This window comes from Pseudoalteromonas luteoviolacea CPMOR-1, assembly GCF_001625685.1.
Classification (GTDB): domain Bacteria; phylum Pseudomonadota; class Gammaproteobacteria; order Enterobacterales; family Alteromonadaceae; genus Pseudoalteromonas; species Pseudoalteromonas luteoviolacea_K.
The window spans coordinates 111,449-136,368 of the sequence record NZ_AUYC01000030.1 but is presented as its reverse complement, the minus strand read 5'-3'; the positions used below and the strand labels follow the sequence as shown (position 1 = coordinate 136,368).

The 24,920-nt window shown below is 39.2% G+C and carries 15 protein-coding genes; 6 read left to right on the top strand and 9 right to left on the bottom strand.

What is annotated here, in order from left to right:
- Window positions 1-223 precede the first annotated feature (223 nt).
- Entirely contained in the window at window positions 224-505 is a 282-nt protein-coding gene (locus N473_RS13015) for a GIY-YIG nuclease family protein (protein WP_063368286.1), read from the top strand.
- 734 nt (window positions 506-1,239) lie between these two features.
- On the opposite strand, the gene N473_RS13010 is transcribed toward N473_RS13015, so the two are convergent.
- Window positions 1,240-2,142 (bottom strand): LysR substrate-binding domain-containing protein, encoded by a 903-nt coding sequence (locus N473_RS13010; RefSeq protein ID WP_063368285.1) that lies wholly within the window; start codon window positions 2,140-2,142, stop codon window positions 1,240-1,242.
- Window positions 2,143-2,252: 110 nt separating this feature from the next.
- Between N473_RS13010 and N473_RS13005 the strand changes: the two genes are divergently transcribed.
- Window positions 2,253-2,558 (top strand): hypothetical protein, encoded by a 306-nt coding sequence (locus tag N473_RS13005; protein ID WP_063368284.1) that lies wholly within the window; start codon window positions 2,253-2,255, stop codon window positions 2,556-2,558.
- A 253-nt stretch (window positions 2,559-2,811) separates the two neighbouring features.
- Here N473_RS13005 and N473_RS13000 read toward each other — a convergent pair whose 3' ends face one another.
- The gene (locus N473_RS13000; RefSeq protein WP_063368283.1) at window positions 2,812-3,180 is read right to left on the bottom strand and encodes a hypothetical protein; all 369 of its coding nucleotides are present in this window, start codon (window positions 3,178-3,180) and stop codon (window positions 2,812-2,814) included.
- Window positions 3,181-4,165: 985 nt separating this feature from the next.
- Window positions 4,166-5,413, bottom strand: a complete 1,248-nt coding sequence (locus N473_RS12990) for a UPF0149 family protein (protein WP_063368281.1) — start codon at window positions 5,411-5,413, stop codon at window positions 4,166-4,168.
- Window positions 5,414-5,642: 229 nt separating this feature from the next.
- Here N473_RS12990 and N473_RS26900 point away from each other — a divergent pair, with 229 nt between their 5' ends.
- Window positions 5,643-5,765, top strand: a complete 123-nt coding sequence (locus N473_RS26900; RefSeq protein ID WP_269202343.1) for a hypothetical protein — start codon at window positions 5,643-5,645, stop codon at window positions 5,763-5,765.
- Window positions 5,766-6,096: 331 nt separating this feature from the next.
- Window positions 6,097-6,492 carry a hypothetical protein gene (locus tag N473_RS12985; RefSeq protein WP_063368280.1) on the top strand — a complete coding sequence of 132 codons (396 nt, stop codon included), beginning with the start codon at window positions 6,097-6,099 and terminating at the stop codon, window positions 6,490-6,492.
- A gap of 101 nt (window positions 6,493-6,593) precedes the next feature.
- On the opposite strand, the gene N473_RS12980 is transcribed toward N473_RS12985, so the two are convergent.
- The 6 genes from N473_RS12980 to N473_RS12950 all read right to left on the bottom strand — a co-directional run bounded on the left by N473_RS12980 (window position 6,594) and on the right by N473_RS12950 (window position 22,988).
- The gene (locus N473_RS12980) at window positions 6,594-8,183 is read right to left on the bottom strand and encodes a DNA cytosine methyltransferase (RefSeq protein WP_063368279.1); all 1,590 of its coding nucleotides are present in this window, start codon (window positions 8,181-8,183) and stop codon (window positions 6,594-6,596) included.
- 97 nt (window positions 8,184-8,280) lie between these two features.
- Window positions 8,281-9,912, bottom strand: a complete 1,632-nt coding sequence (locus N473_RS12975) for a nuclease-related domain-containing DEAD/DEAH box helicase (RefSeq protein ID WP_063368278.1) — start codon at window positions 9,910-9,912, stop codon at window positions 8,281-8,283.
- 3 nt (window positions 9,913-9,915) lie between these two features.
- Complete coding sequence (locus N473_RS12970) at window positions 9,916-16,194, bottom strand: DEAD/DEAH box helicase (protein WP_063368277.1); 6,279 nt, start codon at window positions 16,192-16,194, stop codon at window positions 9,916-9,918.
- Window positions 16,195-16,208: 14 nt separating this feature from the next.
- Window positions 16,209-19,655, bottom strand: coding sequence for a hypothetical protein (locus tag N473_RS12965; protein WP_063368276.1), 3,447 nt, complete (start codon window positions 19,653-19,655; stop codon window positions 16,209-16,211).
- Between the two features lie 90 nt (window positions 19,656-19,745).
- Entirely contained in the window at window positions 19,746-19,967 is a 222-nt protein-coding gene (locus N473_RS12960; protein WP_063368275.1) for a hypothetical protein, read from the bottom strand.
- Between the two features lie 1,518 nt (window positions 19,968-21,485).
- A complete protein-coding gene (locus N473_RS12950) occupies window positions 21,486-22,988 on the bottom strand; it encodes a calcium-binding protein (RefSeq protein WP_063368273.1) in 1,503 nt (500 codons plus the stop codon).
- A gap of 419 nt (window positions 22,989-23,407) precedes the next feature.
- On the opposite strand from N473_RS12950, the gene N473_RS12945 reads away from it, so the two are divergent.
- Both N473_RS12945 and N473_RS12940 read left to right on the top strand, forming a co-directional pair.
- Window positions 23,408-24,352 (top strand): sensor histidine kinase, encoded by a 945-nt coding sequence (locus N473_RS12945; protein ID WP_196766410.1) that lies wholly within the window; start codon window positions 23,408-23,410, stop codon window positions 24,350-24,352.
- A complete protein-coding gene (locus N473_RS12940) occupies window positions 24,352-24,909 on the top strand; it encodes a heme NO-binding domain-containing protein (protein WP_063368271.1) in 558 nt (185 codons plus the stop codon). The genes N473_RS12945 and N473_RS12940 overlap by 1 nt, the downstream gene beginning before the upstream one ends.
- Window positions 24,910-24,920: the final 11 nt, after the last annotated feature.

The following is a 24,920-nucleotide window of genomic DNA, read 5'->3' as shown; positions in this document are numbered from 1 at the left end:
GGGGCGAGCCCGCAATGACGAGGGTAAGTAAAGCACTGCTTCTCTAAACTCTCTAAGTAAACTAATTAAGCAGTAATAAACTTAAACGAACCACACAAGATCAAAACCGACAACAATACATCCCCCCGCCCCTTTGAACTTATTTATACGCCCATTTTTCATTCAAATAGAAAGAAATTTATACACACAAACAAGTATGCTCATTATTTTCAAGGAGCGAAATATGCAACCAAGTGTATACATACTTGCGTCGAAACCATATGGAACCATTTATATTGGCGTGACAAAAGATTTAAAAACGCGGGTATATCAGCATAAAAATCGTTTAACTAAAGGCTTTACGAGCCAATACAATGTGCATCATTTGGTTTATTTTGAATGCTACGATTCAATCACAATAGCTATCGCACGCGAAAAGCAACTCAAAAACTGGAAAAGGGCATGGAAAATCCAATTAATAGAATCGTTTAACCCTAAGTGGCAAGACCTGTATCACAAAATATAACCGGCTGGATTTGCCTTTCTACTCACTAAAACCAACAACACCAAACCCAACCTCGTCACCCTGAACTCGATTCAGAGCCCATAACCTTCTCAAACATAGATTGCGGGGCGAGCCCGCAACGACGAGGGTAAAAAAGTGCTATTTGTTTAAAACCACAACAGCAAGCCCAATCACGTCACCCTGAGCCTAACCACATCACCCTGAACTCGCTTCAGGGTCCATAACCCCCTCAAACATGGATTGCGGGGCAAGCCCGCAACGACGAGGTTAAGTAAAGCGCTGCTTCTATAACCTATCTAAGCATGTAGCAATTTATTAAAACAACAACACTAACCCCCAACCCCGTCACCCTGAACTCGCTTCAGGGCCCATAACTCCCTCAAACACAGATTGCGGGGCGAGCCCGCAACGACGAAGGTATGTAAGCGCTGCTTCTATAACCTATCTAAGCATGCAGCAATTTATTAAAATAAAAACACTAGCTCCAATCCCGTCACCCTGAACTCGCTTCAGGGTCCATAACCCCCTCAAACATGGATTGCGGGGCAAGCCCGCAACGACGAGGTTAAGTAAAGCGCTGCTTCTATAACCTATCTAAGCATGTAGCAATTTATTAAAACAACAACACTAACCCCCAACCCCGTCACCCTGAACTCGCTTCAGGGCCCATAACCCTCTCAAACCTAGATTGCGGGGCAAGCCCGCAACGACGTAGGTACGATAGTGCTATTTGTTTACACCTCGCTTTTATTGAGTGCCATACCGTTCAACTCAGAAACAATCCACTCTCTAAAAGATTGAACTTTTGGCCAAGCAAAATGGCTTTCAGGCGCAACTAAGTGGTAGCCATATTCACACAACCAAGCAAACTCAGGGTGTATTTCCAACTGGCCCAGTTCAACAGACTGCGCAACCATGCGCTTACGCAATAAAGAAAACCCCTGCCCCGCAACGGTCGCCTGCTGCACGAGCGCAGCATTGTCAATTTTAAGGTTACTTAAAGTGTGACCCTGAAGGCCAAGCTGGGTACTTAAATTTTGCCATGCAACTTCATTATCACGCCCTTCATCATAAATGAAGTTAAGTTGAGCCAATTGCGGTCGTAAAGGCTTACGCGGATTGATTACACCAGGCCGATACGCAATGACCAATTCATCTTGGGCTATTAATTCACTTTTTAGTCCAGGGTAGTCACCTAAACCAAATCGAATCCCTATATCTATATCTTCCCGATTAAAATCAGCAAGTTGCTCCGTCGGATCGATACGAAGTTGATAATTAGGCAGTGCATTATTAAAACTTGTCAATCTTGGTAATAACCAACAGGTTGCAAACGAAGGTAATACCGATAAGTTAATTGTACTGGGGTTAGGATCTGACTTTAGAGCAGATAAGCCGGTTTCAATTTGGCCAAACGCGGTATGAAGATAAGGTAGCAATGCTTGTCCCTGCTGCGTTAATGACACTTTTCTGGTTTGACGCTCGAACAGTGTACACCCTAACTGCTGCTCTAAAATTCGGATTTGCTGGCTCACCGCAGCCTGAGTGACAAACAGCGCTTCAGCGGCTTGTTTAAAACTGCCTAACTGCGCTGCTGTTTTAAAGTACCAGAGCCCTTTTAATGGTGGTGTTTTCATCACTTTATACTTAAGAAAAACTTAACTATGGTTCATAAATTCTCGTTTGTCAGTTTTATGAATGCGCTCGATACTTAACGAGAATATCAGAGACAAAGGGAGTCTTTATCGTGAAATACGCAATTATCATAGCATTTCCGCTGGTGACATTTACGTCGGCAGCCACTCAGTTAAATACAGAAAAGATATTTACTGACGCAGGTTACCCCTATAAAAACTTAATTATGAAAGCTGAAAAAGTGGAGTTACTTTATTCTCAAGAGCAAAATAAAACCACCTGTCGTATAAAGGTCTACGACGAAGGGAACCTGCATGAAAGTAAGCAAATAGAAGTCGCATCTGATGAATTTGGCAAGCAACCAGTAAAAAGCTGCTTGAAAAGAGATCGCGCCAAGCACATCTTGAGTTTGCTTTAGACTGTCAGTCCATAACACTGTGCATCAGAAGCTTTTAAGTTTCTATAAACTAAAGGCTTCTGGTTTTTAATTAACACTCAATGGCTCAAGCCACATTATCAATGCCTTTGCTAGCAATAAATGTAATATATTAAGTCAAACCAGCGAGGCTACATACTCCAAAGCATCTTCGGGGTTAAACAATTATCTTACTATGCTTCAAATGCTTGTGATAACAAGCTCATAGCGACACCACTTAATCCACTGAAAATGCTCATTTCGTTGATACTCGCTGTAATTTTCGTTTATGCCAAACTAGACATACAACCAAGCTAAACACCCCACTGGTATACGTGATTATTAGCGGAGTTCTAGCCCCCACATCCTCAGCATACATAAATGCATTAGACAACACCCATGCTGCAATAGCACCAACAAGTAACCATAGCGCGGCACAGGCCAATTTAAACTTGGGCGCCGATGCATAACCGCTCAGCACAACACAAGCCGCCGCCACTGACCCAATTATTGGCTTTTTCCAAATACCGACCACTTCCGCGAAGATACCAGCCACGGTTGCTGAGACAATAAAAGCAGTTATCACAATAAAAATAGAGAGACCAAAACGCAGGATTAAATTCATAGCATGCTCGCACGATATTTTCGTTAGCGCCTACCTAAACATATGTTATGTTGTTAAAAATATAGATTTTCGATGTTTTTATAACTATAGCCTTAAATCTAAGCCTGCGCATATGATAAGTAATCAAACATAAATTGCGGGGCAAGCCCGCAATGACGAGGGTGAGTAAAACGCTGATTCTTTAAACTCTCTAAGTACAGCCAAGAAAGCAGCTACTCACTAAAACCCACAACACTATCCCCAACCCCGTCACCCTGAACTCGCTTCAGGGCCCATAAACCCTCAAAAATGGATTGCGGGGCGAGTCCGCAACGACGAGGGTGAGAAAGTGCAACATGTTATAACCAACAACACTATCCCCAATCCCGTCACCCTGAACTCGCTTCAGGGTCCATAATCCCCTCAAACATGGATTGCGGGGCAAGCCCGCAACGACGAGGATAAGAAAGTGCAACATGTTATAACCAACAACACTATCCCCAAACCCGTCACCCTGAACTCGCTTCAGGGCCCATAATCCCCTCAAACATGGATTGCGGGGCAAGCCCGCAACGACGAGGGTAAAAAAGTGCAACCTGTTTAAACCAACTACACCACAACCAAACCCCGTCACCCTGAACTCGCTTCAGGGCCCATAAACCCTCAAAAATGGATTGCGGGGCGAGCCCGCAACGACGAGGGTAAAAAAGTGCAACCTGTTTACACCAACTACACCACAACCAAAACCCGTCACTCTGTACCAAACCCCGTCACCCTGAACTCGCTTCAGGGCCCATAACCCTCTAAACATGGATTGCGGGGCGAGCCCGCAATGACGAGGGTGAGAAAGTGCAACATGTTATAACCAACAACACTATCCCCAATCCCGTCACCCTGAACTCGCTTCAGGGTCCATAACCGCTCAAACATGGATTACGAAACAAGCCCGCAATAACGAGAGTGGCAAAACGCAATTAGCTAAAACCCTAAAATCGACAACTAAGGCTTACTTCTTTTTATTTCGTAACCAAAATAAGCTCCCCTCAACACTTAGCCATGCTCTCTTACCGCCCATTTCGATATAAGTGATGACTTCTTCTTTAGAGCCAAGTGTGTAACCTAAAACATCGGGAAGTTTGACTTTTTCTTGTCCTGTTAAAATTTTGACAAAATGTTTGTTTGCTTTAATCAAGCCTTGTTTAATGGCATTTAGCTCAGCAGACTCTCCTTCTAAAGCATATAGCATCAACGCTTCGGCTGACTTCATGAAAATCCCGTCTTCCTCATATTCGCTCAACAACACCTTTAACTTATCCCATTGCTTTAGCATAACTAAGCAATTTGCGTACAAATAACGGCAGGCTTGATTATCATTCGGGTTAAGCTTTAATAATTCTTCTAACTCAGTGCATGCTTTTTGGAATTGATTACTTTCAAACAGCAACCTTGCTTTGTGAAAACGCACAGCCATATAAGGCCGAGTCTCATGCATAAGCCAGAAGTGTCCTTCATTTTGTTGTTTGAATGTTGGAGTTATAAAAGTTTGCTCCTCTACTTTAAGAAATTCATCAATTAAATCTATAGAGTTAGGATCATCTAGTTGAAGCAATAACCTCGCTGCATCATCTTTAGCATCTAGCTCTTCGTCACTAAACTCACTGTACTCAAAGCCCTCAAATTCTGGATCTGCAAAAGCATCAAAATCAAACGGCGACATTCTTAACATATCGGAAAGATCATGTATGGTCGAAGCCAGTCTCCTTTTTACTTGCAAAGCTTCTTGCTCAAAAGATCTAACCGATTCAGAGTAAGAAAACGTCAACTTTGCCCTGTCAAGACTAGTAAACCCAGCAAATAAAGCTTGTGTGTTAGCGATCGCCTCTTTGTGCGCGGCAGGTAAATTTGAATCATTTAATACTGTGCTCAGGCCAGCTATAAAGCCAGTGCAAAACTTAGGTAAAGGCGCACCTTCATCTAAAGACGTTGCCATATCATTTTTTGACAGCACACACTGTTTTGGCAACTTGTAAGTCGCTTCAGCTACAGTAACCTGACTTTGCTCACACAGCTCCATTAAGGCTTGCAGTTGGTACCTGTCGATCGATTGGTAGTCCCCAAATATATTAACTAACCACTTATCAACCCGAACCTCAGTGCCTAGGGTTGCAAGTCCGACCAAAAACCCTTCAATGTAGTTATAATCAGGTTGGTGAGGTGTATTTTGTGAAAAAGCTAAGATAGTTTTTCGGGCCATTGAGTGTATCAATTGAAGTCCCTTTAAAATTTAGATAAAACTGATACTTAACGTTACTCGTTTACCTATTAATACGAAATACCACACTCTGTAGACATATCCACTGATAACCATTATTTTTCATAAAAATACAAAACGTCTGTTTGTGGACTTCCTGGCCCAACACATCAAAAAACGATAAGATAATAGCGCTATCAATTAGTTAGAATAAAAACAACAGGATTTGGCCGTGCAGCAACTTGGCATTTATGAGCAGCTTATTACCCAAGTGGTAGAGCAAAACTTAAACCGCGAACAGTTTTATATTGGTGAACGTCAGCTTGAAACAAGCGAAGCACAGGCTTGTTTCTAAAATCTTTTTGAGAGAATACACTCAACATATTGTGTTTTAAACTGAGGAAAGCAAATATACCTTTGCACTTTCGGTTTTGACTTACAAGTTCTTTTAAACACTTTACGTCAAGACTTCATAATTATGTTCTTCAGCGAGAATTCGAATGGGTATAAGGCCTTTCAGAATAACTTTTTTCAGACAATTAAAATAAAGCATTAATTGTTTCTCTTTTTAAATGCACAAAAATGTTCGCTGGAGTTGAATTGAAGAATTTCATCCTCATAATCATAATATGACTTGGTACAGTAGCATCAAGTAAGAACTGTTAAATTGAAAGTAAGGAAAAACTATGGCTACAAAACCTATCCCATTTGATGTTGGCTGTGTAAAGACATTAACATCAGTTGAAGCTGAAAGAAAAAGTTCGAACCAGCATGAATTTCAAGGAGTCGCAGCATTAAAAATAATGTTTGGAGAAAAAAAAGTAAAAGTAAATGCTATATTTTCTATTAGAGGTGAAGATGAGGAACATTCAGCTATTTTAACTTGGTATGATGCACGAGAAAATAATGAACGTCGTTCACCTGAATACAGGCTATACTTTCAATCAACACCAGTTATGGACTCAGCAAAGAAAGGTGATACTATAATCATAGGAAAACGAGACAATCAGTTTTATTGTGAGCTTATAAAAGACTCGTCATCAGGTGTTCAGCACTCCCATGGCTGGAAAAGTTTAAAATAAAACGCCACTCTCAACGAAAATGAATTTAGTATAAACTGTCAGCTTGTAATTCCCCCATAAATTGATTCAAGTTAGGGGGGGAATTACATACAATTCTCAGTCTAATACTTTTTTTCTGGCAAAAGCTTGGCCAAACATTGGCCTAGTTTAAATCCTAATAATGGAGGAACAGCATTACCAACTTGAGTATATTGAGGCACTTCATATTTTCTCATTTGACCGCCAGTAGTTACCTTGGAACGAAACACAAAATTATCTGGAAACGACTGAATTCTAGCTATTTCTCTGACTGTAAGTACGCGAAGCTCATTTTCGTCATAATGACAAGCATCATCAGGAATTGAGAGAGCAGCCGGTGCTGGAGAGTTTGCTATTAAAGCCTTCTGGGTTTGCTTCTTAGTAGGGTGAGAGTGAAGGTATTTAACAAACTCGCCTTGAGAAGAAAACTTTTCAAGTTTTCCATTTTCTTGCAAAAATTTAAAGCCTTTGCATAGTCTCCACACATCTGAGCTAATGTCATTTTCAAGTCCCTTCAGCACAGAAAATATCGTTTTAGTAACTTTTTTATTATCTAACTCTTGTAGCACTTGATAGATTCTAAATCGTCGTTGAACTACAGCACCATTATTTCTAAAATCATGATTAGATAATTTATTTCTATGAGGCAATGACTCAAACATAGAATTTAATTCGTCTATGAATTGAGACGGCTTATCAGGAAAGTTCTTTTTTAAATCACCTAGTGCATCTTTAACTGATACTTCTTTACCTTCAACTAAATAATGTAGGAAAGAATTCTTAAAGATTTCTTCATGTTTAACTCTAGTTGCATCAAAGTACTCTAAGTGCCCAAAAGGAAGCTCTTCTGCATACTCTTGAACTAGCTCATAGAATTTCAATGACGGTTCGAACAGTAATTTATTTGCTTCGTTTGATTCAAAGGTATCTGAAATAGAACGATAATGATCAATTCTGACCGCAATCATAATAAAGCGAGGTCGATTTTGAGGAATACCAATAAGTCTTGCGTTGACGTGTAAACACAAAGGGATATAACCAATAGATGCAAATACCTTAGCGACTTCATACCAAGCGTGGAAACTCTTACCTGATTCATCTTTAAATGGCCTAAGAATACCTGTAACGTTCTCTAATACAGCAATTTTAGGCCTAACGAGATTCACGAACTTTGCAAACTCCCAAGGTAAAGTATTTTTATCGCAATCTTTTTTCCGTAATCCCGCCATACTAAAACTTTGACAAGGAGGCCCTCCAGAGACTAAATCCAACCCACCATCTGTATTAAAAGCATCAGACAATTCAGACACTAAATTACTATCTGCTTCAAGTAATCTATTTAGCTCGACAATACTTCCTACTAAAAGCTTGCCTTGTAGCTTGGAATAAGCTTTAGGGACTTCACTATAGCCTTCACCGTCAAACTTTGGAAATGTGAACGGGTTTTCTCGTAGCCTAGAGTTTAAATCAGAAAAGTTACTATTTAACCAATACGTATTTCGTGCTTGGAGGTTTTTACTTGCTAATTCTTCTAAATTCTCATTGAAAAAGTTATATGCAAAAGACTCAGCAGCCATAGGGGAGAGCTCATTTGCTAACAACAAGTCAAAACCTGACTTTTTCAGGCCTAATGACATTCCGCCACAACCTGCAAACAACTCAATATGATTCAATTTACGCACTCTTACTTCGACTTTATGTTAGGCATAATTCTATTGAAAAATTTGTTACCTGTCCAGGCTCATATCAAAGATAGTTGGCTATTATATTTCATGACTTCAGTACCTTAGATAAGTATGTAACAACTTCCCTTTCAGAGCTTATCAAAGCTAAGCGTGCGGTAGCCCTTGTACAAGCGACATATAAATTTTCTTGGCTAAATGCTTTGTGTTCATTTGGAATTTTAGTATCTATAACTATTACTGAAGAAGCTTCAATGCCTTTAAATGACTTAATGGTTGAAAAGTATATTGCCTTATCAGCGTTTAAATCAGCTATATCTTCAGATAACACTAATCCATGCCCACTTTTCTGTTTACTTAATGATGAGTTTTCAAGTTTAAAAGGGCTTAATATTGCAACGCTCCCTTTACCTTTCCAGTCTTTAGCCAATTCCCAAACTAATTTCGATTGAACTTTTGCATAGCAAATTTCTGGAGAAACCCCTTCAGGCATTCCGGGCATAGACTCCACATTGGAATTAAGAACTTTATTTGAAGCGTCATTTATTAACACAGTATTCCGACAATTATGATAAAGATGGAAAATAACTTCTGCACCAATAGGAGCCCCGGAGGATACGTTATAGAGGTCCTGATTCCAATCTGCGAAAAAAGCCCAAGTATTATCTTCGGCTAAAAGCTCAAGTAAACCAATAATTTGATTTTCTGAAAAATCCTGCCCTTCATCTACTATGATAGCATCATATTTTCGTATTGAATCAGCTTGATCCATTACCAAGAGGGGGAGTGACTCCCTATAAAACTCAACGTCCTTGTACTGATTTATAGGTTGTTCTAAAAAAGAAGTAAATAGTTTATCAACACTCCAAATATATTCTCTATAATCCGGGTACTTTAGCTGAAGGGCATTAGCTAAATTTTTATTGTAGCAAACATAGATTGCTTCACTGCCATGTTCAACTAATGACATCATTCGCCACATTGCCATCAATGTTTTTCCTGAACCAGCAGGTCCCAAAACAGCTACGCTAGGCAGTTGAAATAAACCTCTTAAACTAGCGTGTTGTTGCCTCGTTAGCATTTCTATTTTGCTAAGATCATCCTCAACTTCAATATTCGTATCTGCGGAAGCCACATAAAACTTACGATCTTTGAGTAAATCAATAATTGTCTCGATGACTAAAGGTGAAAAGCCTTTTCCTTTATTACCATGATCTCTTTCCTCAAGTGACACTTTCAATACTGAAGGTAAGTGTCCCATGTTTTTTTTAGTAACGACGGTAGACTTATCAAACATTTGAGGGTAGTCACTTATTTCTCCTTGAGGGTAAACGACCACATAAGAATACCTTCCTTTAAAAGTAGTCCAGTTATTCTTTTCATTGATTAACCCTACAAGCTCGTGCATGTTCTTGGTTGCTTGTTCCGGGGGGCTTTTCTTATTTATGTCAATCCACTTTCCTCTTTCAAATCTAGCCCAAATTCCATTTTCTTTTACTTTAAATCTCCGTGAACCTTTGACTTCTATGACTACTAGCCCAGATTCAGGAATTAAAACAGCAAAATCCGCTTCACCATCTCTAACGTATCCTTTTTTGTCTTTTACACTCCAACAAATATTTGAAATTATTGTCCAGTCTTTTGGGCATTGATTTTTGAGTTCTTTCAATACTTCATTTTCAGACCTATCTGAAGGAATGGTCCCTATTACTCTTGCCATATTCTATCCTTTTAACTTAGCTACTAAAATCTCAATATCATCCATAACCAGCATCTTGGCACGACCAATAACTCTGAACTTAGGCTTGGTCATTCCTTTTTGTTGATAAACACTACACTCCGTAAATAAACCATTTTTGGTTACACTTAACCAAACCTCTTTATGCTTAAGTGCCTGCTTATTATTACCATTAACTTTTATCCACTTTTTAGAGGTGTATTCGAATTCTTCTCCATCTGAAAGATTTACAATATCGCTTTGGTTCATTTCCTCAGATTTACTAAAACTTACTGAGTTTACTTTTTCACCCTTGAAACTAGCGGACTCGACTGGGAATAAATTTTCTTTTTTATCACTCGCTTCAATTTGTTGCCTTACCCATACCATTCTTCTCGATAAGTTGAAGGAGTCGATTCTTCTAACATCTTTAACGCCATATTCTGTCGCAATGTCATATGCTAATTTGATAGAGTTAAGTTCGCCTGGGTGTATACTCCATAGCGGGTGTACTACAAAATTGAAAACATCATCTGAAATCCAACCGCTAATATTTTCTCTGTGGATAGCGCTTTCTGCAAAGCCGTTTTCAATATAATTATTTACTAGACTTTTTGCTCTGTTAGCCCAATGTCCTTCTGCACTTGTTGGTAATTCTTTACCTAATACTTCTGTCGACTTACCTGGGATAAACTCAGAATCCAACATTGATGCAATGAGCTCTATCCCAAGTTCCCAATCTAGTAAGCCGTGAAGTTGCCTGTTTCGGAATCCTTTTAAGAGAATGTCAGGAGTTCTCCACTCCATATCAGTTGCACTTTTAGCAAGCCGTAACTCTTCTCTAATAAGTTTTCCCATTTGAGAGCATGGTCCTTCACCAAGTACACAGCCTTCTAGAATATTCTTCCATTGCAAGCTGGCTGTCTCCACTAAACCTGAACCGTTTGGATGCGCATCTGCGATATAAAGCTCTCCCCCTGACTCTCCATTGGAATTAGATGAGAAACTGTGGACGGAAGCTATTTCGATATCCATTGAATCTACATCTAATTCTAATGCTATAGCCCGTTGAATTATGGTCGCTGCAGAATACCAAGCCGCTCTTCTTCTAGTTAGTTGCTCTTCGCCTTTTCGCTCAAAGTAATTTAAACCACGTTTGTCACTCATGCGAACGGCTAAAATGTCCGTCACTTTAGAAGACGTTATCGCGACCTTATATTGATAGTTTTTATCTGTGGCCTTCCAAATGCCTCCTTCAACGTCAGATTCAACCGAGTACCTTTTAACGGTATTCAAATTACTCTCGCGACTGAAAGAAAAATATTGGTCTCTATTAGTGTTGATTCTAAATACAGGGGCTTGCTTTGCGGTTGTTATTTGAGTGTTACAAATTTGCGTAAAGACATCCTTTTTTAATTGAGGGCTAGCAATTGTTGTATATCCACTTACTCCTCTTTTTTCTCCTCCACCGGAGGCTGGCTTAGAAGTATTCATATCTGTAGCATAAGCTCTAGGCGATACTGCAACGTACGCTCTAGCAGAGAATGAACCGCAACTAGGACATCTTACACCGGTTTCCTGAGGTTCTTGTAGCCAATCTTTATCCCAAATAGCGTGTGAGTTTTGAGGCTCCAATTTAGAGGGTTCTGCTGGTTCGCTAATCAATTGCCGACAAGATTCACATTTAATATGTACATAAGCCGCTGCTATTGCATCACTCCTCGTTCGCCAATGCTTATTGTATTGCTTGTAAATTGGCCCAGTTAAATATTGTGGCAACAAACTTCTTTTATCCCAGGTTCGTTCCGAGTAAGGAGAGAAATCAGCGATAGCTTGATCTGATGGGCGGTCTAATGACTTTGGGGCAGAATCTGATTTAGGTAAATCAAAATAAAGATCCCTTACTGAAGTTGGCATCCCAAACATAGGTAGCACTCCAGACTCTGCTAGTCGATGAGCTAAAGTTTTCGATACGTATTCCGTTGAATTGACGGCATCAGTTATGACTTTTATAAGGTCTTGAGACCAAATAATTAATTGATTTGGATTTATACTAGAACCTTTGCATACTGCCTTAGCTATTGATTCAACTATTTGACTGTTGTTATTCAGCCACTTTTTTAATTCTATTGTGTTACTTAAAGCATCGGAAACCATTCCCATTTCGCCATGCGTATCTGGATTTTCGGAAGTATGTGTCCAATTCACCCCTATACCTTTAAATGCTTGCCTTAATAGTTCTTTAGTGAACAACCTTTGTGCTAACAATTTTTGTTCAGGTCCCATTGATAGAGTAGGCTGTGGTGGAATTCCTCCTGTCATTTCTTCAGGATGTTCAAAATGTATCCTGTCATGAGTTTGCCCTCGACAAAAAGTAAGCGCTATTGAAAATGCTTGGCCTTTACGCCCAGCTCTACCAACTCTTTGTTGATAGTTAAACCTTTCTGGAGGCATATTGGCTTGCATAACGGCTTGTAAAGAACCTATATCTACTCCAACTTCCATTGTTGTTGTCACGGAAAGGAAATTAATGGCGTCAACATTTCGATAAACTTCCCGTTTGGTTATATCTTCTACTTTCTCATCGTCAAAAAAGATATCTCTAAAATGTCTTTGCCTTTGAGCTTGATTTTGAGTTTGTCCAGTCAACTCTTGAGAGGTAATTTTAAACGTAGAGCTATCATTTAAAGCTTCATATGCAAAATAATGCTTCTGCTCTATTTCTTTAGCAGTTTCTAATCCATTCGGTGTTGCTTCTAATTGGCTGAAACAGCGTGAACAGATCTTAGCCGAACCATGCCAGTGTATCCGCCCGCAGTTATTACATATCCAAGGTTTATCATTACTTTTGACAACTCTTACCCATAAATTGTCTAAATTAACTGGCAACCAAGAATCATCAGATTGCTTATGACCTGCAGAAATAAATGTTTTTACTACAGCAGATAATACTACTTCGTAATGCACTTTGTAGAGAGCCGATGCCTCTGAAAGGTACTTATAGACTCTTTTTTTGGCAGTCCCTTCATTTCCCTTGCCTGAAGGTTTATCAGTCTGCCACTCATCTTTGATACCGCCCCAAGGATCTGGAGTCAATATGTTCTCTTCGGTTAATATTCTTAAAACACTATTGCATAATTCTAGGAACACCTGCGTGGGAAGACTTGAAGGTGCTGTTACATTCAGAGTATTAGGCAATGACAAATGACCAATACCTTGCGCTTCTAGGTCATAGAGTGTTCTACCAGTAAGGGTTCTCCAAGCGTTTTTCTTAAGTGACCAGCCTAATTTATCGGCTCGTGCTGCAACATCTTGATTCTTTAATTCTGGAATCAACAGCCCATTTCTAGATTTAAAAATTGAAGTCCAATCGTATTTCTGGTTATCTTTAAATAGAGTTTTAGAGTCAACAGCCGCTCCACCTGGGTTAACCCCGACTTCAATAAACTTTGCCCATAGACTGTTCATTTCTCTCAAGCTGCCAACAGAGAACATTTTTCCCACACTCACATAGCTAGCGTCAGCTTGTTTAATTATTTCAATCTCATCTTTTTGTTCTTGAGTAAGGCCATCGGGATTTATTAATCGAAAACTAGCGGCTTGAGTAAAATTGATGAATCTTGTGATGTCAGCTTCATCATACTCTTCTTTTAATGAGCTAGTAAGTTCAGCTATTTTGGAAAGCTGGTTGGTTTCAATTAGGTTAAGAGCCTCTTTCATTTTGCTCTCAATACCATTTGTAGAGTTCTTTAATAACGCTTTATTTACGAAAGTACGCAACAATACTTTCCATTGCTCTTCCTCAACCCCAACCGATATATTTGCGGCTGCCTCTCGACTATCTGAGAAAGCAACTAACTTTTTACTATCACCATCTGGCAAAATTTCCATTACATGTTTTGCGAGTAGATGAGACATTCTCGCTAAACCTGTAACAAATGAACGAATTGGCGTTCGTCTTCCGTACCTTTCAGAGTAATCTATACTGCAAGAAGGACACTTTTGCGGGAGCGCTGAATACTTGTTTTTGTCACTATCACCCAAGCCACCATCTCTATCCAGATAGAATAAGTAGCAATGTTGATCATAATTTGGGTCAAATGAAGTTGCTCCAATATTAACTACTCCGGTTATTTTGTTAATTGAAGCTTTAATCCAGCTAGCATTTTCTTCAGACTCTGGTCTTCCTGGTATGCCATTATTATCTTTCGTAGCAATGGAGCCATGCTTCCACTTCATTCCTTTATCTTCAGCAAATTCCTCTTCAGAGCAAAGCCAAACAACACCAACATCTCTATAGGTTTTAGCATCAGTTCTTGTTTCAAGAGTTGATTCTGGTAATCCTGAAATATCAGATTCCAATGGAGTTAGTTCAACTTTTTTTATACAACTAAAATTATCTTTCAATGTGATTTTATTACCACATAAAAGTTGAGTACCGCAGCATTCACAGTATAGAACTTCTAAAACTCTTTTACCAGAGATTGACAATCTTCTCTCTGGAAGCAAACGACCTACACGTCTATTATCCTCAATATTTTCTTCTATAGTTGCCCATAAGCCATCTACATTTTTAACCATCCAGTGAAATCGAAGCTGAGGGAGCTGCAATCTTAAATTTTGAACTGGCTTAGAACCTAGCAAATAAAGTAAGCCCTGTGCAGCTATAGTGCGCTCAGATTCTTCTACATTTGTAAACCATCTTTCTCTAACTTTATTTAGAGGTTGGGCACGAATGTAACCGTCTGTATAAAACGCGCTTAGAATATGTCGACTTATTTTTTCGTAATGCTCTGCGAAGTAATTTAAAAGTTCATTTGAGACACTTTCATTTTGTTGTGATTCAATGAGTTTTCCATGAGCTATACAACTTTTTTCAAAATTAGCTTCAAATGAAGTAGTAGGTAGTTCTAAGTTATAGGCGTTTTCCCCTGATTCAATATGAAATAGGTCTTTTGCCTGTTCTGGAGTAAATCCAAAAAAGTTACCCAAATACTTAAATGTATCTTCTCCTGAAGGGTCAAGGGATGCACTAGAAGCTAAAATTCTTAGTTGCTTACTTTCGGGTTTTAGGCCTAATCTTTCTAATAGTAACCGAATAAGGTAGCCTACCTCTGTTCCGGAAGAGCTTCGATGTAAGTGGAGTTCATCAATAACCAGTTGAAACACATTGTTTTCTTTGTCTTCTTCTAACCATTTCTTAGTGGCTTCAAAAATATTTGAATCAGATATGTCGCTGGTTATATTTTCTGCCGTCCCCCTCATTAGCATGATTGATAGCATACTAGTATTGGTGACTAATATATCCGGTGGAGTAGCTTGCATTTCCCAGCGATGAAACATCTCAGCGGAGTCAGGTGTCATCCTTCTGATAAATTGCGTTTCCTCCTTAATTCTTTCTAATTCGGTCGAGAAATACATGATTTCTTGCTCATTGCCAGAAACCTTAGCCTTGTTTAGCGAAAGTTCACAAGACTCCACTTTTTTCCTAATGGAAATATATTCTGAAATTGATTGCGATATTTCTTCGTTCAGCTTTTTTATTTTATTGTTATTCTTTTTTCCATCAGGGTTAAATGGATGCCCGGCAACAGGTGTAGAACCGTTAAAACGTCCAAATCGAATCCTATTTTCGACTAAATAGTCATCTAAACTAGAAAGTACTTCGTCAGAGTCTAAAGCATTTCTTAATCGAGATATCTGATCTTCAACTAGAGCATTCATTGGATAGAGAATTAGCGCTCTCACCGCAGGAGTCTTTGATTCTCCTCTTAGATTATATCTAGTATCACTCCAATTAGGGCAATTGTTAGCTGTCCAACCTTCTGGCCTTAATTTAGGTCTTTTCCAGTGAGTTTTTTCATTGGTTGCTTCTTTAATTATGTTTGCTAAAACAGGTAAAAGAAATGACTCTGTTTTACCCGAACCTGTACCTGTTACAACTATTCCATGCTTTCCATTTAATGAAGCTGTTAACATTCTTTGCTGATGCAAATAAAGTGGAAAACCACCTTTGAACAAACCAGAGCTGATAATGTTCTTAAAAGCAGAAATTCCTTTTTTATTCATCTGAGGTAAATCTTGCTCATTAAGTTCTTTAAGCAATTTACCTGATTTATACATTGGAATTGGCTCCAGATACTCCTCTTGAAATAGAACCCCATCCTGCTCTAGTAGTTTACTTCTTTCTTCTTCAAATGATTGGGAATTTGAGGAAAAGGCAGATTTTATATACCTTTTTATTCCATCCTTAACATCTTTGTAAGAACTAATAGGCTCTTTCATTCCTTATCCCTTTATTATCTATAATCTAATTTTGCATTTAACAATTGCGCCACTTTATTGGCTATGCCTTCTGGAATAAACTCATACTTAATCCAATGGCCTGCGGCCATATTCGTATAAAAACAATCAATTTCTAACTTCGTTGTCTTGTCATTTTCGGAAACTATATTGATTGAAGAATTGTTTGTTTGGGTAGTTTCTTTTGCCATCTTTATTACTTCGGGAGATAAACCACTGCACAAAGAAAGGGCTCTGTCTAAAACGATGGGTAACCCTATTCTTGCTGGTATCCATATAGTGGAGGTACTTAAGTGAAATGTAATTGGAACAGTAAATGATTCTGGCAGATATTTCATATCTCTTAACCACTTCGCGTATTCAATAATATTAAGCCAGGTTCCCCATCTAGAGTCTCTGATAAATGACAAGCTACCATTTAAATTCACAACGTAAAGGTTATCAAGGTATGTACCTAAATCATCCATCTTCCAAAGCTCACAATCGTAGTGCTTTGATGTATCCGTGAAAAGTGCTTTTCCTGGAGAAAACTTTTTCTTCGATTGTCCTACTAAAGACTCTATATGGTATCCGGAAATAGATAACTTAAATTGTTCAATTCCATTTGCCCATTCTAGTATTTCTTTACTGGGCTGTCTTACAAAGTGAAACTCATGCTTATTACACATTTCTTTTATTTTTTCTTGTGAGTTTGAGATTATCCGCCTTCCAGAAAAGCCAAACTTGTCAGGGGTTGCATAAATAACATCTAAGTCACATAAGTTATCTATCAAATCCCACTGCTTGAGTCTTAAAGTTCCTACAACTCCATATACTCTGCCATTAACAGTTGTAATTGGTAACTCAACGATTGTAGGTTTAACGGAGTTCACACTAACTATGTGCCCACGATTAGTTGTAGTTAACTCTATCCGCCCAACTTGCCTTAAATACAAGAGAATTAAAATGGGGGTTGTGTCCGAATGATGCTTGTGTATTAGCCTCTGTAAAAGGTTTCTAGCAATACCATAATTTAAAGCTCCTGCTATTGCGAGTGCATCTAAAAAGCATTCAATTATACCAAAAATATAGTCTGGATCTAAGTACTGAGAGCCTAATACTTTGGATTCTTTTGAAATGGAGTAATCTTCACGCACAGTATTGTAGTCAAGGTCGTCAAACTTGTTTAAGATGGCACCGTGTAACCCTTCACCGGATCTGATGCACTTCCCTAAGTTATCTAAAGTGATTTTACAGTTTGAATTAACTATATCTCCATCAGTACTAGCTACTCTTAACTTTACATGACCGATTTGCTTCCCTTCAGTGTCAAATGCTGTAAACTCGTTTAAAGAACTAACGTTTTTCGGAACTTCAATTTCAAATCTTCTTGTAGAGAAACTTTCATTGAATAAGTTATTTTCAGCAATGGAATCACTCTTTAATTCATGGAGCTTGGCACCAGCACTACTAGTTATAGTAGCGCCTGACGGGATAGTGACCTCCAGTTCGGGAAGGTCATACGGTAAAAACATGTGCGTGCCGCCTCTTTTTATTCTTCTACCGCCAACCAGTTTTAAACTATTTACCCTAGGGTGAGGATTTTCTCTACCATCAGGTAAAAGTCTTTGCTCCTGCGTCAATTCAGCACAATCCGTAATTTTAATTAGTACCCAGTCTTCACAAATACCTTTAATATCGTCCATTGGCTCAAAATCAACCTCTTGATTTTCTAAATATTTAAAAACCATTTCAATATGAGGCGGGGGAATTAATATAAAAACACTTCCATAGCTAGGTAGAACACTTTCAACTAATTTATGTTTATTAAGGTAAGAATCGAGCTTAATGGTTAAGATCCATAATTTATGAATTGGTAGACTATAAGTAAGTGTCTTTTCTTCCTCAAATGTATCGTTAACTTTTAGTAAAAGCTCTTGTTTATCCTGAAAAGATGATGTCATTGCCTCCCAGATTAAACTAGGAGATTCTCCTAGCGTGGTATAACCAAATTCTGTCGATAAAAAACGTCCATGCCAGCAGTGCTTGTTGTAATAAAGTTCGAAGGTTCCTGAATCTTTTATAGAGTATATTTCCCAAACGGGAACAAGCTGCATAGTACTACTATCGGTTATAAGAAATGAAACCCTTGCGTTTGCTTTACTTAAAGGTACTTTAGTAGTATCTGAGGAATCACGCTTTTCAATATCCTGACATGTCCCATCCCAATCCAAATAGGTATATCTGAGTGTTTCATCAATTGCTTTAGAAAACGTTCTATCTTTAAGGGCTTCTTGAAAGCCATTTGTAAATAGGTATGCCGATACTTTTAATTCATTCTTAATTTTATCAAGCAAAGTTTTAGAAAACTTTGAACCAGCCCTAATTTCAGCGGATGCGAAAACTTTATGAAATGAATCAAAATCAGATTGAGTTACTATACTTTGAGATCGAGGAATGCCTATATGTTTATATCCCCCCAGCCTCCTTACATTGAAAAATCCCAAGGCACCATTTTGCTCTCGCGTCCAGTCAGACAAGTCATCCCACACTTTTTCGAGTTGCTTCATATCATCTATTTGGAGTGTAGAGTCTAGATTCATTTCTTGACTAAAACGTTTGTAAAAGTCTGATGTTTGCTTTGAAGAAGTAACTATTAGTGCTGCCAAATAGGGTAAATATGTGGGAGATGATAATCCACAATAAGTAGTATCAAACTTTCCAGGATCTTTGTATTTTTCTAAACTTAAGTTTTTAGATGCATTACGAAATTTAACCAGTTCTATAGCTGTTTCAACCAAGCTTTTCTTACTTGGAAGCCAATCTGGCCCTTTAATCACCGCAGCTTTAAACCCTTCATAACCGCCAATATCTTGTCCAATACTATCAACCCAGTCACTATCAATTCTTAAAAAGACTTCTTCGTTCTGGTTTGCTTTAGTAAAAAAGCTTTGTAATAACCTTAGATTCCATTCTGAGAATCGATCCGATAAAGGAACATTATTGTTTATAGCTACTTTTTCTAATATCGAATTTACTAAACTGCTCCTGCTCTCCAATTCTGAAAGGAACCCTTCTTGGCTAACATTTATTACATATAATTCATCCTGTAAAACAAAAATAGCAAGTAAATTAAAAGGCTTAGCTATTATCGGCAATCGTGATATCCACATCCTAGGGTCGCCTTTCTTAGTTTCAGGACGATATAATGAAGTGGTTGTTTCTATAAACTTATCTTTGGTAACTAATTTAGTTGGTATTAGTTTTTTATATGCTTGACCTTGCTTTTGAGATGAAAAATCATGTAATCCAGTACTAAAAAAGTAAGATACTATGCCCGAATGTGCATCCAATATAGACTTTTTAAGACCTGTTTCAGTTGGCACCAACCAACTTGGACTAATTCCTAGATTAAAAAACATACTTTTGATTGAATTAATATCCACATCAGCCTTGGCAAGCATAGTTGCTCCTCTACAAATTAACTCTAGCTTAAAAAACCAATAATATTCATACAAATAAAAAATAGAATCAGATGTTTAACAAGGGGTGCGTTAGTTATGTTCACTTGTCATATATTTACGAATCTTAATTAAATGATTCAACGCATCACGGCCACTGCCACATCCTGCATCGAGAATATGCAGCTGCGAATTGGGTTTATCTTGCAGTGCTTGTAAAAAAGGCGTGTACAGTGGCTGCATATCTACATTCCGAGTAGCATCTGCAAATTCTTGGGCATGTTGACTGTAATAATGGAAAGTAGACTCGGACATCGCTCACCTTAAAAAATAATACTCTGCGGTGGCACGTATAGACAATGACTGACTTTGATAGGTCCTGCTATACGCGATTCAAAAGTCCTTTAACCGCTTACTTCTAACTAATTGCTATTAACAAATAACTTTGTATTAAATAATTTATAGCTAGCCATCATTTAACACGATTTCCCACACTATTTATAGTGTTTTAGCTCAGTTATTCGGGATTTTTTTGAATTTAATATGACAAGAGCAGCATTTAAAATTTAGAAAACTTTTTAATATAGCCTTTTTATTCTGGTGAAATCCATTACATGAAATTACACCTATTTTGTTATTTGCATTTATGGTTTGTTTGAGGTGTTGAGTTTGCGGGTGAGAATAACAGATATAAGTCCTGAATAGAGTTCAGGGTTAGAACTGAGTGATAAATTTTAGACATATATAACTCCCAACCTCGTCATTGCGGGCTTGCCCCGCAATCCATTCTTTTAAACAACGTGAATGGTTGGTGCCTTGAGTGAATCAAAATGGATCCTGACTTTCGTCAGGATGACGTAGTTTGGATTCTGTTCAAACCTTAACACCCGTCATTGCGGGCTTGCCCCGCAATTTAATCTTTTAAGCAACCTGAATGGTTGGTGCTTTGGGTAAATCAAAATGGATCCTGACGTTCGTCGGGATGACGCTATTTGAAGTCATCTTTCATTCTAAACCTCCGTCATTGCGGGCTTGCCCCGCAATCCATTCTTTAAAGCAACCTGAATGGTTGGTGCTTTGGCTGAGCAGAAAATGGATCCTGACTTTCGTCAGGATGACGCTATTTGAAGTCATCTTTCATTCTAAACCTCCGTCATTGCGGGCTTGCCCCGCAATCCATTCTTTTAAACAACCTGAATGGTTGGTGCCTTGAGTGAATCAAAATGGATCCTGACTTTCGTCAGGATGACGTAGTTTGGGTTCTGTTTAAATCTTAACATCCGCCATTGTGGGCTTACCCCGCAATCCATTCTTTTAAACAACCTGAATAGTTGGCACTTTGAGTGAACAGAAAATGGATCCTGACTTTCGTCAGGATGACGAAGGTTGGTTTAGGGAGGCGGCTTAGAATAGCGAATATTAGTTTAAGTTAGGCAACTTAAAATCACCTTTCGCTCTCCCCCCGTCATTGCGGGCTTGCCCCGCAATCTAGTCTTGTAAACAATCTGAATGTTTGGCCTTTTGAATGAACAACACATGGTTCCTGACGTTCGTCAGGATGACGGGATTTGAAACCTGTTTTCGATCTAATAATTCGTCATTGTGGGCTTGCCCCGCAATCTAGTCTTTTAAACAATCTAAATGTTTGGCCTTTTGAATGAACAACACATGGATCCTGACGTTCGTCAGGATGACGGGGTTTAAGTTCTGAGGGACGGGGTTTTAGCTCTGAATCACGATTTTTAAATCACAATACCACCATATTATTCGACCCGCCCACCAAAAAAGCCCACATATGTGGGCTTGGGTTGATAACCTAATTACCAAACTAGGTTAGTCACATGAAACTGTATTGCCAGACTGGTTATAGCAAATTTGATGCTGGCCTATTTGTCTTTTACATTTGTAAGCAACGTTGTTTTCCATACAGTGGGTGTACGTGCCGTAAATACCATTACCCACATAAAACGAGACTTGCCACTGGTAGTACGAATAAGGCCTTGTAGACTGGTCGTTTAACCAACGGTCAAATACTGCACTTGAAACAATACCGTATAATGCGCTTGGCTTTTTGTTATCATCGTAGCTACGCCAACCGTTTTTAAAACCAGTATAAGAACCGTCCATTTCAGCGACTGCGTCAGCGGCATCAAAAAATGGGTTGTCAAAGTTGCTGCGACTCCCCATTTTAGACAACAGACCTTGATAGTCGCTCACCCAAGTGGTGCCTTCGCAGCTATTGAGTAGTGCCATGCCCTTGTCATCGCCTTTTCCACATGTTCCCTGCGGTGCATTGTCGCCAGTCCAAATGTAGTCGCCATTTTTACCGCCGTGGATTTTTGCATCAAAATTACTCGACAACGCAATGATCACATCGTTGCCACGACCGCCTTCTAAGTTCGAGTTTTCGCCGTTAGTCACAATGATGTCATCACCACTATTACCCCACGCTTTGTGCCAGCGTTGGTTGTTTGGATTCCCATCACCGTTTTCAAACAAAGCATCGTCATCTTCACCGCCGTGTAAACGATCTTCACGGCCACCATTCCCTGCTAAGTAATCGTTTCCTGCATCGCCATACAAGGTGTCACTCCCGTTACCGCCACTGAGCACATCATGGCCATCACCACCATACAACTTATCGGCGCCGTCGCTGCTGTCGTTACATGCATGAACCTCATAAATATCGCCGCCATTGGCGTTTTCAAGCGTACACCCACCGCCTAAGTAGTCATTACCACTGCCGCCATGTAATGTATCAGCGCCCTGACCTCCCATGAGTAAATCACCGCCATCATCACCTGTGATGGTATCATTGTTGAAAGAACCAAAAAGCTTGTCATGGCCGTCGCCGCCACTTATAGAATCATTGCCATAGCCACCGTCTATTTCGTCATTGCCACGTTCACCAAAAATCACGTCATTGCCACTAGTGCCAAAAATAGTGTCGTTATCGCGTCCACCTTTAATGAAATCATCTTTACGCCCTGTCGTAATATGGTCGTTCCCTTTGCCTCCATATATCTTTTGTACTACAGCAATATCTTTACCATTGTAGGTATCATTTCCACTATTTAAAGCTGCATAAATGGTGTCAAATTGGCTAAGATAAAATTCGTCACAACTTGTGCTATTACCCACTTTTCGGGTTACGGTGACATCATCACCAGACACACTTAAGGTAATTTGCTCGTTACTACTCGTACCTTTAATTTTTAAAGTCGAACCATCAATATAGGCTGATGCACCATCGTCTAAACCACTACAACCCGCCATCGCATAATTTGACAACCCAAATGCCAAAGCTGCGCAGAGTGTACTTTTTTTAAATATCATTTTATTTCCTCAATATAATTGATACAGGGGCATTTTTAATCCTTTATCTGCCTACTCAAGAGGAAGCTAAAAAGCAAATAAGTAAGAAAAGTGAAGGCAGCAACTCCCAGCCCTTTTTGGCGTAAACGGCATGTATTTTGGCAGCATCTGCCAGTACCAACTTGCAAAACAGCTTTGCTTTTCGCAAATTGAGACTCACGGCTTTTATATCGTAAAATTTTGCATTTTGAGAATTAATTTCGTTTTTTTAGGCCTTTGCAAAATGCAAAAAACGCATTTACATTCGCCGTCAAACTGAGGCTGGCTATTCCTTACTTGCTGTTTTTTATAGGTAAAAAAATACAAAGTTGGTATTGAGAGCTAAATTGGAGCTATTCTTGCTTCGTTGTTTGTAAATGTATCAACCAGATTGGATTTGCATGACAACACTAGAAGCAAGTAAAACCATCGCGCTACTTGAGAAAAAGCTTCAACGTGCGCTAGCAGGTAAGGCACATGCTGAAGACTTACTCGAGTCCAGAGCTCGAAGCTTATACAAAGCCAATGAAGAGCTTTGTGAAGCACTTGAAGCCCTAAAAAAGCAAGAGGTGCAACTAATCCAGCAGGAAAAAATGGCGTCTTTAGGTCAGCTATCTGCGGGCGTTGCACATGAACTCAACACCCCTACCGGCTATGCTAAGTCTAATATTGAGACGCTAAAAATGTATCTCATTACGCTACTGGCGTATCAGGAAGATCTTGAAAAGATGGCACCCAACGAGCAAGCAATGTTAGCGCTCAAATCCAGCTATGATGTAGCCATTATTCAGGACGACATCCCAGACTTGATGGATGAGTCCTTGTGCGGCCTCAACAAAATTGCGTCAATTGTTACTGAGCTGCGTAACTATACACATATCGACAACGAGGAAATGGTGCCAGAGGATCTAAACCTAGTCCTTGACCAAGCAATCAACCTAGCACAGAGCAGCTTTAAACATCACGCGACCTTGAACACCCACCTGGGCAAGTTACCCAAGCTTGTTTGCAGTGGTAACAAATTATGCCAAGTGTTTTTAAACTTATTAATCAATGCCGGTCAAGCGATTGAGAAACTTGGCAAAATTGATATCACCAGTAGCTTTGACGAGCGTAACATTTACGTCACTATCGCCGATGACGGCATGGGGATCTCAGCACAAAATCTACGTAATATATTTGACCCATTTTTTACCACTAAGCCAGTCGGAAAAGGCACAGGGTTGGGCCTCTCGATTTCTTACAAAATCATTCAGCAACACAAAGGTAAAATCGCCGTTGAAAGTACAGAGGGTAAAGGTACGCGCTTTACCATTAGTCTTCCATTTAAACCGGAGTTTGCATAATGAAAGGCCATATTTTTATGTTACTTGAAGAGTTTGTCACTGAAGTCGCCGGTGAAGAAGTATTATACGACGCTTTTGAAGCCTGCTCGTTTGACACTAACACCGCATTTGTGAGAACAGAAAATTACCCTGACGAACACCTTATTGAATTAGTCGATATCGTCATTAATAAAATAGGCATTACACTCGCTCAAGCACATTTTAGTTTTGGTAAATGGCTTTACCCAAGGTTGTCGGGGTTGCTGCCTAAGCATTTCACTGATTACGCACACCCAGCGTATGTATTGCAACAATTGGATGACTTACATCATATCGAACTTAAAAAGCTCTACCCAGATGCACTGCCACCAAAATTCCAATACAACACGTTGTCCTTATTTGAAGCGCAGCTTATTTATACTTCCTCACGTAGAATGTTCGATCTCGTTGAAGGCGTATTGGCTGGTATGGCTGAGTATTATGGCGTACAAATCACCGTTACCAAACAGCTAAATTGGCAAGAAAACCCAAACAGTGCCAAATACTCTATCACCTACGCCAACGGCGTTGAACTGTGAAACAATAAAGC

What these genes read in the sequence shown, in the direction of transcription:
- N473_RS13015 (WP_063368286.1), top strand. Translation starts at nt 224, where the DNA reads ATGCAACCAAGTGTATACATACTTGCGTCGAAACCATATGGAACCATT.
- N473_RS13010 (WP_063368285.1), bottom strand. Translation starts at nt 2,142, where the DNA reads ATGAAAACACCACCATTAAAAGGGCTCTGGTACTTTAAAACAGCAGCG.
- N473_RS13000 (WP_063368283.1), bottom strand. Translation starts at nt 3,180, where the DNA reads ATGAATTTAATCCTGCGTTTTGGTCTCTCTATTTTTATTGTGATAACT.
- N473_RS12990 (WP_063368281.1), bottom strand. Translation starts at nt 5,413, where the DNA reads ATGGCCCGAAAAACTATCTTAGCTTTTTCACAAAATACACCTCACCAA.
- N473_RS12985 (WP_063368280.1), top strand. Translation starts at nt 6,097, where the DNA reads ATGGCTACAAAACCTATCCCATTTGATGTTGGCTGTGTAAAGACATTA.
- N473_RS12975 (WP_063368278.1), bottom strand. Translation starts at nt 9,912, where the DNA reads ATGGCAAGAGTAATAGGGACCATTCCTTCAGATAGGTCTGAAAATGAA.
- N473_RS12970 (WP_063368277.1), bottom strand. Translation starts at nt 16,194, where the DNA reads ATGAAAGAGCCTATTAGTTCTTACAAAGATGTTAAGGATGGAATAAAA.
- N473_RS12965 (WP_063368276.1), bottom strand. Translation starts at nt 19,655, where the DNA reads ATGCTTGCCAAGGCTGATGTGGATATTAATTCAATCAAAAGTATGTTT.
- N473_RS12960 (WP_063368275.1), bottom strand. Translation starts at nt 19,967, where the DNA reads ATGTCCGAGTCTACTTTCCATTATTACAGTCAACATGCCCAAGAATTT.
- N473_RS12950 (WP_063368273.1), bottom strand. Translation starts at nt 22,988, where the DNA reads ATGATATTTAAAAAAAGTACACTCTGCGCAGCTTTGGCATTTGGGTTG.
- N473_RS12945 (WP_196766410.1), top strand. Translation starts at nt 23,408, where the DNA reads ATGACAACACTAGAAGCAAGTAAAACCATCGCGCTACTTGAGAAAAAG.
- N473_RS12940 (WP_063368271.1), top strand. Translation starts at nt 24,352, where the DNA reads ATGAAAGGCCATATTTTTATGTTACTTGAAGAGTTTGTCACTGAAGTC.